Annotated in this window: 9 protein-coding genes and 1 tRNA gene; 3 read left to right on the top strand and 7 right to left on the bottom strand. The window is 68.4% G+C overall.

Translation table 11 applies throughout. The features are described 5' to 3' along the window. Nucleotides 1–90 precede the first annotated feature (90 nt). Nucleotides 91–597 (top strand): DUF2004 domain-containing protein, encoded by a 507-nt coding sequence (locus E5206_RS10695; RefSeq protein WP_136322462.1) that lies wholly within the window; start codon nucleotides 91–93, stop codon nucleotides 595–597. 35 nt (nucleotides 598–632) lie between these two features. Then, entirely contained in the window at nucleotides 633–3,335 is a 2,703-nt protein-coding gene (locus E5206_RS10690) for a PEP/pyruvate-binding domain-containing protein (protein ID WP_136322461.1), read from the top strand. 147 nt (nucleotides 3,336–3,482) lie between these two features. Here E5206_RS10690 and metE read toward each other — a convergent pair whose 3' ends face one another. Then, nucleotides 3,483–5,819 carry a 5-methyltetrahydropteroyltriglutamate--homocysteine S-methyltransferase gene (metE, locus tag E5206_RS10685; protein WP_136322460.1) on the bottom strand — a complete coding sequence of 779 codons (2,337 nt, stop codon included), beginning with the start codon at nucleotides 5,817–5,819 and terminating at the stop codon, nucleotides 3,483–3,485. 50 nt (nucleotides 5,820–5,869) lie between these two features. Continuing rightward, nucleotides 5,870–6,841 carry a methylenetetrahydrofolate reductase gene (locus E5206_RS10680; RefSeq protein ID WP_136322459.1) on the bottom strand — a complete coding sequence of 324 codons (972 nt, stop codon included), beginning with the start codon at nucleotides 6,839–6,841 and terminating at the stop codon, nucleotides 5,870–5,872. A 405-nt stretch (nucleotides 6,842–7,246) separates the two neighbouring features. Between E5206_RS10680 and E5206_RS10675 the strand changes: the two genes are divergently transcribed. Beyond that, nucleotides 7,247–7,444: a hypothetical protein gene (locus E5206_RS10675; RefSeq protein WP_136322458.1), complete on the top strand. Its 198-nt coding sequence runs from the start codon at nucleotides 7,247–7,249 to the stop codon at nucleotides 7,442–7,444. Nucleotides 7,445–7,463: 19 nt separating this feature from the next. Here E5206_RS10675 and E5206_RS10670 read toward each other — a convergent pair whose 3' ends face one another. From E5206_RS10670 to E5206_RS10650, 5 genes are all read right to left on the bottom strand, one after another. Continuing rightward, entirely contained in the window at nucleotides 7,464–8,675 is a 1,212-nt protein-coding gene (locus E5206_RS10670; protein ID WP_136322457.1) for an ROK family transcriptional regulator, read from the bottom strand. A 134-nt stretch (nucleotides 8,676–8,809) separates the two neighbouring features. Beyond that, nucleotides 8,810–9,955 (bottom strand): class I SAM-dependent methyltransferase, encoded by a 1,146-nt coding sequence (locus tag E5206_RS10665; protein ID WP_136322456.1) that lies wholly within the window; start codon nucleotides 9,953–9,955, stop codon nucleotides 8,810–8,812. Between the two features lie 142 nt (nucleotides 9,956–10,097). Beyond that, nucleotides 10,098–11,180, bottom strand: coding sequence for an NAD(P)-binding domain-containing protein (locus tag E5206_RS10660; protein WP_240689634.1), 1,083 nt, complete (start codon nucleotides 11,178–11,180; stop codon nucleotides 10,098–10,100). A gap of 73 nt (nucleotides 11,181–11,253) precedes the next feature. After that, entirely contained in the window at nucleotides 11,254–11,613 is a 360-nt protein-coding gene (locus tag E5206_RS10655) for a zinc ribbon domain-containing protein YjdM (RefSeq protein ID WP_136322455.1), read from the bottom strand. Nucleotides 11,614–11,730: 117 nt separating this feature from the next. Next, a tRNA-Ala gene (locus tag E5206_RS10650) sits at nucleotides 11,731–11,803 on the bottom strand. Nucleotides 11,804–12,159 lie beyond the last annotated feature (356 nt).

Genomic DNA, 12,159 nt, shown 5'->3' with positions numbered 1-12,159 from the left:
CTGCACCATCTGGCCCCGGGGCCGGCCCGGTACCCGATAAAATCCTTGGGAATGCTGGAATGGGGCGGTCTTCAGGACTATGTTGAAGATATGAGCAAGGTAGCGAGCCAGCACTTCGGACAGGTCCAGCTCAACCACGGGAGGGACCATAACTTCACCGCCCAGCACGAACTGGCGGGCCATCCCGTAGAGCTTGACTTGAACGTCAACGCGCATGACCACTTCGATGAGGCGGCCCTGCACAAGGTTGACTACCGGCTGCGGTTCCTGCCCGAAATCGTCGACCAGGTGCGTGAGATGATCGCCGCGGAACTGGAAGAAGAAGGCACCAGCCCGCAGGAATACCGGCGCTTCCACTGCAGCGCCATCAAGGACGAGCAGCTGAAAAAGGTCTTCGGCGTCGAGGACATGAGCCAGCTGACCAATGATGTCTTCCTGAAGGCACTCAAGCTGGGGCACGTGGGCATCTACCCCGGCCAGCCCGAGCGCTACTTCGTCCTGGACTTCACCCTCGGCGCGCACTTCACCGACGAGGTACTGGTCGCCTCGGCCGATGAGGACGGCGTCGTGGACGACGAGATCCTCTGGGAGTCCTGAATCCCTGACTCCCTGAATAAAGCCCGACGGCGGCCATGACGTACGTCAACAATATCGGCGATGTGGGACAAGGCGACGTCGCCGTGGCCGGCGGCAAGGGCGTCGGACTGGGCGGCCTCATTCAGGCCGGGGTGCCGGTTCCTCCGGGGTTTGTGCTGAACACCGCAGCCTATGCGGATTTTGTCGAGTCCAATCACCTCCAGGCCGGAATCCAGGAGTTGGCTGCACTCTCGCCGCAGGCGCCGCCCCAGGACTACGAGGATGCCTCGCAGCGGATCCACGCCCTGTTCAGCGGCGGAACCATCCCGGGCGGGATCGCAGCAGAACTCGGCGCTGCCTACGGGCGTCTCGGCAACGGGGACACGGCCGTGGCGGTGCGCTCCTCCGCGACGGCCGAGGACCTAGCCTGGGCCAGCTTCGCCGGGCAACAGGAAACCTACCTTAACGTCCGCGGGATGGAGGCCCTGGCCGCGGCCGTGAGGGATTGCTGGGCTTCCCTGTGGACGGCGCGTGCCATGGCCTACCGCGCCCGCGAAGGGATCGGCCCGGACACGGTAGGCCTCGCCGTCGTGGTCCAGCGGATGGTCGAAGCTGAGGCCGCCGGGGTCATGTTCACCGCCAATCCGGCGAACGGGCGCCGCGACCAGACCGTGATCAGTGCCGCCTGGGGACTGGGCGAGTCCGTGGTCAGCGGAACGGTGACCACGGATGACGTCGTCGTCGAGGCAGGGACGGGCCGTGTGCTGTCGCGCCGGACCGCTGACAAGGAGGTCATGACTATCTACGCGGACCACGGAACCCGGGAGCAGCCGGTACCGGCGGCGTGCCGTCGTCAGCCCGTACTCGACGACCGGGCAGCGGCCGAGCTGGCCAGCTACGGAACACGGATTGCGGATCATTTCGGGGCGCCGCAGGACATCGAGTGGGCGCGGGCCGGTGACGGGTTCTTCATCCTGCAATCGCGGCCCATTACCGCACTGCCCGAACCGGCGGCCGACACCCCGGATACCTGGCCGGTGCCCTACGCGCACGGGCTCTACTTCCGGGCGAGCATCGTGGAACAGTTGCCCGACCCGCTCTCGCCGCTGTTCGCCGACCTCATAGACGGCTCGGTGTCCCGGTCGCTGAGGGCCTTGATGGCCGGCGCCGTCGGCAAGGACGTCATCCGCCAGGACGACGTCGGACTGCCCACCATTAACGGCTACGCCTATTACTACTACCGCACCTCGGGAATGTGGCGGGTGATGGCCAAGTCGCTGACCGCGCTGCGCGCGCTGGCCCGCGGCAAGGCGCACATGGGAGTGGCCGGCTGGCGGGAGTTCTCGCGTCCCCGCTACGAGGAGGTGATCAAGGACTGGACCGCGAAGCCCGTCGGGGAGCTCTCCGGAGAGGAACTGCTGGAGGGTGTGCAGACGCTGCTGGACGCCGGCACCGTGTACTACACGGCTGTGCAGTCCATCATTCCGATCGCTGCAACCAGCGAAATCTCCTTCCGGACGTATTACGACAAGTTCGTTCGGCGCGACGGGGATCCCCCCGCCCAGACGTTCCTCCTCGGCTACGACAGCGAACCCATCCGGGCGGAGAAGTCGCTGTACGACCTCACCGTCTGGGCCCGAGAGGTTCCCGGGCTGGCCCCGACGCTCCTCAATCAAGCTACAGCCGCACTGGCCGAGTCGCAGCGCACCGGGTTCCCGCCTGCCGGTTTGGACCCGGCACTCTGGCAGCAATGGTATACCCGCTTCCAGGACCACCTCGGCCGGTTCGGCCATGCGGTCTACAATCTGGACTTCGTCAGCCCGGTGCCCGCCGACGATCCCTCGCCGCTGCTGGAGACGGTGAAGTTCTACCTGCGGGGACAGGGCAATGACCCGCACGAGCGCCAGCGGCTGTCGGCCGCACGCCGCGAGGATCAAACCAGCCGGACGATCGCCCGGCTCGGCCCGGGACGCCGGGCCGCGTTCCTCCGGCTGCTCCGGTGGGCACAGAGTGCCGCACCGATCCGCGAGGATGCCCTGGCCGACGTCGGCCTGGCCTGGCCGCTGATCCGGCAGATGCTGCTCGAGCTCGGAGGACGGCTGGTTGACTCCGCTGTCATCGCCGAGCCCGCCGACGTGTTCTGGCTGCGCCACCGGGAGCTGCAAAGCGCCGTCGGGTTCGGCCTCGCCGGGCCGGCAGCCCTGGTAAGTCCCGGAAGCCAGAACATCCAAGGCGTTCCGGAGCGGCCGGGCGCACCGGCGGCAGTGGCAATTACCGGAGCAGACCGGCCCGTCCGCGCCGCCGCCGTCGAGGAGCGCAAAATGCTGTGGCGAGGCCAGGCAAAGGCCGCTGTCCCGCAACTGCTGCCGGAGAGCCGGTGGATGGAGCGGGCCTTCGGGGCAATGATGCCGGCAGGCTCACAAGACCAGAGTGGCGACACAATCAAAGGCGCCGGCGCCAGCCCGGGCCGGGTCACTGCTCCCGCCCGTGTCTTGAGCGGCCCCCAGGATTTCGCCCGGATGGTGCCCGGAGATGTCCTGGTCGCCCGCATCACCACTCCCGCCTGGACCTCGCTGTTTGCCATGGCCTCCGCCGTCGTCACCGACGTCGGCGGCCCCTTGAGTCACAGCTCGATCGTGGCCCGGGAGTACGGAATCCCGGCCGTGCTCGGCACCGGAGTGGCCACCCAGCGGCTTACCAGCGGACAGCGGATCCGTGTCGACGGCGACGCCGGCACCGTCACGATCGAGCACCCGTGAGTGAGTGAGTGGCATCACTGATGAACCGACGACGGCGGCCGGCCACTTTGAGGGGGGCCGGCCGCCCGTTCGCTCGCTTCTCAAGGGCCAGTGCGGCAGGCCGCACTAGCCCTTGAGCCTCTGCGAGCTCTCCTATTCAGACCGCCGTTACTTGGCGGATTCCAGCAGTCCGGCGCGGACCGTCTTGGTGGCCGCGACCAGGTTGCGCAGGGACTCCTCGGTCTCGGCGTAGCCGCGGGTCTTCAGTCCGCAGTCCGGGTTGACCCAGAGCTGGCGGGACGGGACATGCTTGACAGCGGTGCTGAGCAGCTCGGTGACTTCCTGCTCGCCCGGGACGCGCGGCGAATGGATGTCATAGACGCCGGGGCCGACTCCGCGGCCGAAGCCGTGGTGCTCGAGGTCGTGGACGACCTCCATGCGGGAGCGGGCGGCCTCGATCGAGGTGACGTCGGCGTCGAGTCCGTCGATCGCGTCGATGATGGCGCCGAACTCGGAGTAGCACAGGTGGGTGTGGACCTGCGTGCTGTCACCGGCGCCGGCGGTGGCGAGGCGGAAGGACTTCACGGACCAGTCCAGGTACGCGGCCTGGTCCGCCTTGCGCAGCGGCAGGAGCTCACGCAGGGCGGGCTCGTCCACCTGGATGATCCTGATGCCGGCGGCTTCGAGGTCGGCGATCTCGTCGCGGAGGGCCAGGGCAACCTGGTTGGCGGTCTCGCCGAGGGGCTGGTCGTCGCGGACGAAGGACCAGGCCAGGATGGTGACCGGACCGGTGAGCATGCCCTTCATCGGCTTGTTCGTGAGTGACTGGGCATACTTGGCCCATTCGACCGTGATCGGGGCGCTGCGGGTCACGTCGCCCCACAGGATGGACGGGCGGGTGCAGCGTGAGCCGTAGGACTGGACCCAGCCGTGCACGGTGACGTCGAAGCCTTCGAGGTTCTCGGCGAAGTACTGGACCATGTCGTTGCGCTCGGGCTCGCCGTGGACCAGGACGTCGAAGCCGAGCTCTTCCTGCAGCTCCACAACGCGCTTGATCTCGTCCTTCAAAAGCTGCTCGTACTGTGCCGTGGTCAGCTCGCCCTTGTTGGCCCGGGCACGGGCGGTACGGATTTCACCGGTCTGCGGGAAGGAACCGATCGTGGTGGTCGGCAGCGGCGGCAGGTGCAGCGCCGTCTCCTGGGCCGCTTCCCGGACTGCATAGGCGGAGCGGTTGAAGTCGGCGTCGGTCAGGGCGGCGGTGCGGGCCCGGACCTCGGCGCGGCGGACGCCCTCGGCCCCGGGCCGGGAGGCGATGATGCGGGTGGCCTCGTCGATGGCCGGCTGGACGGCCGCGGCGTCGGTGAGCAGGCCGGCCAGGGTGACGACTTCCGCCGTCTTCTGGTCTGCGAAGGCCAGCCAGCTGCGCAGCTGGGCGGAGAGCTGGACCTCCTCGTCGACGTCGTGCGGGACGTGCTGGGTGGAGGTGGAGGTGCTGATGGCCAGCTTGGCCACGCTCTTCTTCAGCTCGGCGATCTTCTCCGCGGAGGCCGCGAGGTCGTTGCGCCAGATGTTGTGGCCGTCCACGACGCCGGCGACCAGGGTCTTGCTGCCCAGCGCGGCCAGGGCCGCGGCCGAGGGCACCGCGCCCTTGAAGACGTCCAGGTGCAGGGCATCGATGCCGGTCGCGGCGAGGGTGCCGAGCTGGCCGTTGAGGGCACCGTACGGGGTGGAGACGAACAGCTGCGGGCGGTTCGCGACGGCGGAGAGGGCCTCGTAGGAGCGTGCGACGGCGGCCTGTACCGCCTCGGCGGGGGTGTCCTGGTCCGCCACGAGGGCGGGCTCGTCGAGCTGGACCCAGCTGGCACCGGCGGCGGCCAGCTTCTCCAGCAATGCGGCGTAGACCGGCAGGATGTCCTCGAGGCGGGACAGCGGCTGGAAGCCGGCCGGCGCGTCGTCGGAGGCCTTGCTCAGCAGCAGGAAGGTGACCGGGCCGACGATGTACGGGCGGGTCTCCACTCCGTTGGCGAGGGCGTACCCGAATTCCTCGACGATGCGGTTGGAGGTCAGCGCGAAGCTGGTCTCCGGGCCGATTTCCGGCACGAGGTAGTGGTAGTTGGTGTCGAACCACTTGGTCATTTCCAGCGGCTGCTGGTGCTTGTTCCCGCGGGCCAGGGTGAAGTAGCCGTCGATGTCCAGCTGGCCCGCTGCGTCGAGGAGGTTGCCGAAGCGGGCGGGCACGGCCCCGAGGTGCGCGGCGGCGTCGAGGACCTGGTCGTAGTAGGAGAAGGTGCCGGGGACGGCTGCGGCTTCGGTCAGGCCCAGGTCCTGGAGGCGCTTGGCGGTGCCGAGCTGGATCTCCTTGGCGGCGGCGTCGAGGGCGGCGGCGTCGATCTTGCCGGCCCAGTAAGCCTCCACGGCCTTCTTGAGTTCGCGGCGGCGGCCGATGCGCGGGTAGCCCAGGATGGACGCGGCCGGGAACGGGGTGGTGGGGTTCTGCTCAGTCATGGGAGTTCCTTGAAGTAGTCGGTGAAGCGGGGTGAGGAAGTTGGTGGTGACTAGCTGGCGAGCCGGATGCGGCTGGCAGTGCGCCGGGACGCGTTCGGCAGTGTTCGGTGCGGCCGGGGCAGTGCGAGTTTGTCCAGCACCTCGAGCGCGGCGGCGTGTTCGTTGAAGGTGTAGAGGTGGATGCCGGGGGCGCCGGCGTCCAGGGCCGCGTTGGCCAGGTCAACGGTGGCGTTGACCCCGATCCGGGTCCGTTCGGCGTCGGTATCGGCGCCGGCGAGCCGCCCCATGAGTTCCGGGGTCGGTTCGACGCCGGTCAGCTCGCCGAGGCGGGTGAGCCGGCGGATGCTGGTCAACGGCATCACGCCCGGAATGATCGGGATGGTGACGCCGGCCCGGCGGGCGCGGGCCAGCAGGTCCGCGTACTGCCGGGTGTGGAAGAAGACCTGGGTGATGGCGAAGTCGGCGCCGGAACGCTGTTTGGCCAGCAGCACCTCGACGTCGTGCGCCTCACTCGGGGATTCCGGGTGCCGGGTGGGGTACGCGGCAACGCCGACGGCCACCTTCCCGGCGCACAGCAGCGCCGAGCGGCGCTGTTCGACGCGGCGGATGAGTTCGATCAGGTCCTGGGCGTAGCGCAGCGACCCCTCCGGAGGGGTGCCGCCGTCCTTGGGCCGGTCGCCGCGCAGGGCCAGGATGCCGCGCACCCCGACGTCGAGCAACTCGCCGATGATCTCCGCCAGTTCCTCCGGGGAGTTCCCCACGCAGGTCAGGTGGGCCAGGGGCCGCAGCGTCGTTTCCTGCACGAGCCGGTTGATCAGCTCGACGGCGGTGTTCCGGTTGGAGCCGCTGGCGCCGTAGGTCACGGAAACATAGTCCGGGTCCGTGGTTTCCAGTTCGCCGATGGTGGTCCAGAGCGATTCCGCAGCCGCGGCAGACCGCGGCGGGAACAGCTCATAGGACAGGGCGACGGGCGCCGCCCCGGCAAGATTGGGATGGGTGTCGATAAGGCTTGGTGGTGACATTTGCGTCCTTGGCTGTGAACCATTGACGGAGGCTGCGCCGGGAATGCTCCCTAGGATGCAGCTTCGCCGTCAATGAATTGAGTTGGGGAACACGGAGAGAACTCCTGCAGGACGCAGCCGCGACTGTTACGCCTGATACGAAGTTGTCCGTGAGCAAATGTCAGGCCCACATGGGGGCACCCACACCCTCCTTGGCCGCCCTGGGGTGGCCCGCAGCGGAGGATCGCTGACACGTTACTGAGGTAACTTGTATAGAACTCTAGGGCCCGCCGTGGGGGCGTTCAACTCGGCCACCGAATTAAGACGCAACTTTACGGAACATTTCGCTGCCGGGCAGAATATTCTTCGCCGTACCGGACCGTAGGTGCCCTCCCCATCGCGGCTGCGCAGGGCTATCCTGTTGCCATGATCCAGCTTCCAGTCAGTTACCAGGAGTATCTCGCCGGCAAGAGCGAGAGTTTCATCAACACGGTCCGGCCGATTCTCATGCAGTCGGCGGCGGACAAGCTGCACGGTGTCCGGATTCTCGTGCTTCCGCACGGCCATCAGGCGCACGTTGACGACACCCTCCCGTTCGGAACCGTCATCGAGGACATCGACTGACGGCCCGGCCGGGTCCGGCCTAGCCCCCCAGCAGGAGGCGCTGGGAGCGCGGGGCGAGCGTATGCTCGAGCACGAGGCAGGCCGCACCGATGGCGCCGACGTCCTCACCGACTCCGGTGCCGACTACTTCGATCGCGTGGATCTTCCGGGTGGCGCTGTTCTCCCGGACCAGATCCGGGATCCGTTCCAGGTACTTGGCCGCAAGGCAGGACCAGAATGGGCCGCCGAATACCACGCGGTCCACATCCAGGACATTGGTGACGGTTGAGACGGCGCGGGCCAGCAGCACGGCGGAACGTTCGATGATCTGCGAGGCGTGCTCGTCCCCGGCGTCGGCCTTTGCGCAGAGACGTGCAAAGCGCTCCTGGATCACGGGTCCGTCGGTGCCCTCGGCGGGATGCATGGAACCGCCGAGGATGCCGGCCGCCTCCGCCTGGGCCACGAGGACCCTGGGTATGCAACTGGACTTCACGCAGCCGCGCAGCCCGCAGCCGCAGGGCGCGCCGTCGGGGTCCACCACGATGTGGCCTATTTCGCCGGCATTGCCGGAGGTGCCACGCAGCACCTCGTCGTTGAGCACGATCCCGCAGCCGATCCCGGTCCCCATGTACATGAAGATGAAGCTGCCGGCGCCGCTGGGACCGCCGGCCCAGGTCTCGGCCACGGCCGCGCTGGTCACGTCCTTGTCCACGAGGGTGGACAGCCCGGTGGCCGCCGCCAGGGCGTCCCGCAACGGCACGCGGTGCCAGCCGAGCAGCAACGGCGGGTCGACGACGGTGCCCTCCTCCAGGTCGATCGGGCCGGGCGAAGCGACGCCCAGCCCCGCGATCCTGGCAGGATCCACGCCGGACTCCGCGATGAGCCGCTTGATCTCGGCAGCGATGATGCCGATGACGGCGTCCGGGTCGGCGCCGGTGGGTGGCTTGATCCGTGAATTCCTGACCACGGCGCCGACGAGGTCCAGCACCACAAACGTCGTCACCGCCGGGTCCAGATGGACACCCACGGCATAACGTCCGGCGGAGTTCAGCCGCAGCATGGTCCGTGGCTTGCCGGGACCGGTGCCTTCCTTGCCCGCCTCGACGATCAGGTCCTGGTCCAGCAGGCGGCGCGAAATATTTGAGATCGTCTGCGGGGACAGCCCGACGATCTGGGCCAGCTCCACCCGGCTCAGGCCGGCCGGCGCGCGCCGGATGGCGTCCAAGATGACGGTGAGGTTGAAGTCACCCATGCGGGGCAGGTTCGTTCCGCGTCTCGGTGAGGGCTGGCGGATCATGGTCACTGATACCCCCTGAACGTCATCGTTTGAGCAGTGCTGATGTCAGAATCGTACGTTACGGGCAGGCAGCCGCCCACAGGCCTGGCTCACGCCCGGGCAGTTTTCCTGGTGCTCGCCGTCACAGTGAATTTCGGGTTCCTGCCGACCTCGCGGGTGGGCCCGATCAGGCGTTCCAGCGCCGGTTGATAGTGCAGGTGGCTGTTGAACACCGTCCACAGTTCACCGCCCGGTGCCAGGACCCGGCCGGCCGCCTCGATCATCTTGATCCCGGCCCCGGCGTGCACGGCGGCCCCCAGGTGGAAGGGCGGGTTGAGGAGGACCAGCCCGGCACTCCCCTGCGCCAAGGAGCCCATGGCGTCATCCTGGAGGACGTCGATCTGCCCCTCCAGCCCGTTGGCACGGGCGGTGGCGAGGGCGGATCCGACGGCGGCGGCCGACTGGTCCGTGGCCGTGACCCCGGCGTCCGGGTGGCTGCGGGCATACATGGCGGCGAGGATTCCCGTGCCGCAGCCCAGGTCTATGGCGTGCCGTGCGTGCGGCATCCGGGGCAGGAAGTCCAGCAGGAACCGGGTTCCGATGTCCAGGCCTGTGCCGGCGAAGACGGCGCCATGCGCGCAGACCACCAGGCCCAGCTCGGCGTTGTTCCCGGTGACGGGAAACGGCGGCGCACCGGTGAGCGGCTTTGGTCCGCTGGCCAGCAGGATCCGCGATTTCTGCCGGGCAAGCTGGGGCCGGACCTCGGTGAAGTAGCGTTCCAGCACGGTGTTCATGCCCAGGCTCATGTGTTTGACCCGGCCGCCGGCCAGCAGCACCACGCCGGGAGCTGCGTGGCGGGCCACGGCGTCGGCGATTTCCTCCAGCTCCGCCAGCGACTTCGGCAGCTGCAGCAGCACCACGGACGCGCCCGCCAGCGCAGGTCCGAGGGGAAGCTGCTCAAAGCCTCCGCTGATGCCCAGGGCTTCGGCATTGTTGCGCAACGCACGCTCGCCGGTGACGAGGTCCTGGTGGACCCGGACCGTCCGGCCGCTGCCGGCCGCCAGGGTGAGGGCGCCGAGGGTCAGCGCGCCGTACCGGTCCCCCACGACGGCGAGCGTGCTTCCGGGCCCCAGGAGACCGGCCGCCGTGTCCAGCAGGAGCTTGTCCGTGGCGTCCCAGGCCTGCAGGTTCGTGGACTCGACGTCGGGGAACCTCCTGAGCTTGGAGAATAGGGATTCGAGATTGTTGTCCGCCACGCGCGTTGTGCCGCCTAGTCTGTTCGGGCTTGGGATTGGAGCCGGGGTGTTTGGATCTTTGGTACTGCACTGCAACGCGGGGTCACCTACGGCCCATCCTGAGCCCCGGGATGGGCCGTAGGTGACCCCGCGTTGCTTTTTGTTATCCCGGACCCGCCAGCATTTTGGCGATGCCGGTCACGGCGGCCCGGCCGGCCCGGTTGGCGCCGATAGTGGAGGACGAGGGTCCGTAGCCCACCAGATGGACCCGCGGCTCCACGGCCACCCGGGTGCCGTCCATCGCGATCCCGCCGCCCGGCCCGCGCAGGTGGAGCGGGGCGAGGTGTTCGAGCTCGGCCCGGAAGCCGGTGGCCCACAGGATCACGTCGGCGGCCAGGAAACCGCCGTCGGCCAGCCGCACGCCGTCGGGCTCGATGCCTGTGAACATCGGATGCCGCTCAAGCACGCCGCGCGCGGCGGCCGCCCGAAGGGCCGGAGTCCAGATCAGTCCGGTCACGGCGACGACGCTCTGCGGCGGGAGGCCCTGGCGGACGCGCTCCTCAACGAGGGCGACGGCGTCGTGGCCTGCCTGCCGGTCGAAGGCGGCGTCCCGCCAGACCGGTTCCCGACGGGTGAACCAGGTGGTGGCAGTGACCTTGGAGATCTCGTCGAGCAGGCCGACGGCCGAGATGCCGCCGCCGACCACGATCACGTGCAGGCCGCGGAACTCCTCGGCCGAGGCGTAGTCGGCGACGTGGAGCTGCCGCCCGCGGAACGTGGTCTGGCCCGGGTAGATGGGCCAGAACGGCCTGGTCCAGGTGCCGGTGGCATTGATCACGGCCCGGGCGGACCACTCGCCGCGGGAGGTGGTGATCCGCAGGCGTCCGGCAGGATCGTCGTCCTCCCGGCGGACGGCGCGGACCTTGAGCGGCCGTTCGATGGCCAGTCCCAGTTCCTCCTCGTAGCCGGCGAAGTAGCGGGTGAGGAAGCTTGAGCTGGCCTCGGCCGGGTCGACGTCGGGCTGCGCGATGCCGGGCAGGTCGCTGATGCCGTTCACGGTTGCCATCAGCAGGCTCTTCCAGCGGTGCCGCCAGGCCCCGCCGGGTCCGTCCTCAGCGTCGAGCACGATGTAGGTCCGGGGCGGTACTGCACCGGCGGGCGCTGCCGGTTCGGGGGTGGCGGGGACAAAGCCGCGGCGCTGCAGGTGGTACGCGGCGGACAGCCCGGCCTGCCCTGCGCCGATCACGACGACGTCGGAAAACCGCAGCCTGCCCCCGGCGCCGTTGGCTGTGCCCAGATCGGTAATGGTGGTGGCTCCGTCAGATCTTTTTGACGACGCTGGACTTGAGCTGCATGGGGCCGAAGCCGTCGACCTTGCAGTCGATGTCGTGGTCACCGACTCCGTTGACGAGCCGGATGTTGCGCACCTTGGTACCGACCTTGATCGGGCCGGAGCCGCCCTTGACCTTCAGGTCCTTGATGACGGTGACGGTGTCCCCGTCGGCGAGGACGTTTCCGACGGCGTCCTTGATGACGGTTGCGGCGGATTCTTCCTCGGTGTCCGTGGCCTGGGACCATTCATGCGCGCACTCGGGACAGACCAGGAGCGCCCCCATCTCATAGGTGTACTCGCTGGAGCATTCAGGGCACGGGGGCAGGGTCTCGTTCACAGTCCCCATAATAGTCGGGTGGCCGACGCCGGGCTCTCGTGTGAAGCGGCGTTGACCCGCCTCCTGCCGGCGGCGCTGCCCCCGGGAAAAAGTTGAGGCCCCGCTCAATGAGCGGGGCCTCTTCGGTGGAGCTGAGGGGACTCGAACCCCTGACCCCCTGCATGCCATGCAGGTGCGCTACCAGCTGCGCCACAGCCCCGAAGTCGCCGGGAGAAGAACTCTGTTCCCGAAAGCAACCTGATCAGCTTAAACCACATTTCCCGCAGACGCGAATCGACACGCCCGGTGGGAAATGCAGTGAAAAACCCGGTGAAAGGAAAGGAAACCAGGAGGCTTCGAAGGGGCGGCACCTTTCATTCCCCAAAAATGCCTTGTCCACAGGGCCCGCGGCCACCGCCCCGACAATGTGGCAGCTTTGAGCAAGCGGCGGTACGGTCGCGGGGCACTTTGGCAGGGACACGCCGTCGTTCAGCACTCTCGGGTGCCCTGTAGGTTCCAAAGTTCCCCCGGACCGCGCCACACCGGAGGTCTCCGATGGGTTGGCACGGCGGGGGC

This window comes from Arthrobacter sp. PAMC25564, assembly GCF_004798705.1.
Taxonomy (GTDB): domain Bacteria; phylum Actinomycetota; class Actinomycetes; order Actinomycetales; family Micrococcaceae; genus Arthrobacter.
Note: the sequence above shows the minus strand (reverse complement) of the source record. Positions and strands in the feature narration are given on the sequence as shown.

What these genes read in the sequence shown, in the direction of transcription:
- E5206_RS10695 (WP_136322462.1), top strand. Translation starts at nt 91, where the DNA reads ATGAGCAAGGTAGCGAGCCAGCACTTCGGACAGGTCCAGCTCAACCAC.
- E5206_RS10690 (WP_136322461.1), top strand. Translation starts at nt 633, where the DNA reads ATGACGTACGTCAACAATATCGGCGATGTGGGACAAGGCGACGTCGCC.
- metE (WP_136322460.1), bottom strand. Translation starts at nt 5,819, where the DNA reads ATGACTGAGCAGAACCCCACCACCCCGTTCCCGGCCGCGTCCATCCTG.
- E5206_RS10680 (WP_136322459.1), bottom strand. Translation starts at nt 6,841, where the DNA reads ATGTCACCACCAAGCCTTATCGACACCCATCCCAATCTTGCCGGGGCG.
- E5206_RS10675 (WP_136322458.1), top strand. Translation starts at nt 7,247, where the DNA reads ATGATCCAGCTTCCAGTCAGTTACCAGGAGTATCTCGCCGGCAAGAGC.
- E5206_RS10670 (WP_136322457.1), bottom strand. Translation starts at nt 8,675, where the DNA reads ATGGGTGACTTCAACCTCACCGTCATCTTGGACGCCATCCGGCGCGCG.
- E5206_RS10655 (WP_136322455.1), bottom strand. Translation starts at nt 11,613, where the DNA reads ATGGGGACTGTGAACGAGACCCTGCCCCCGTGCCCTGAATGCTCCAGC.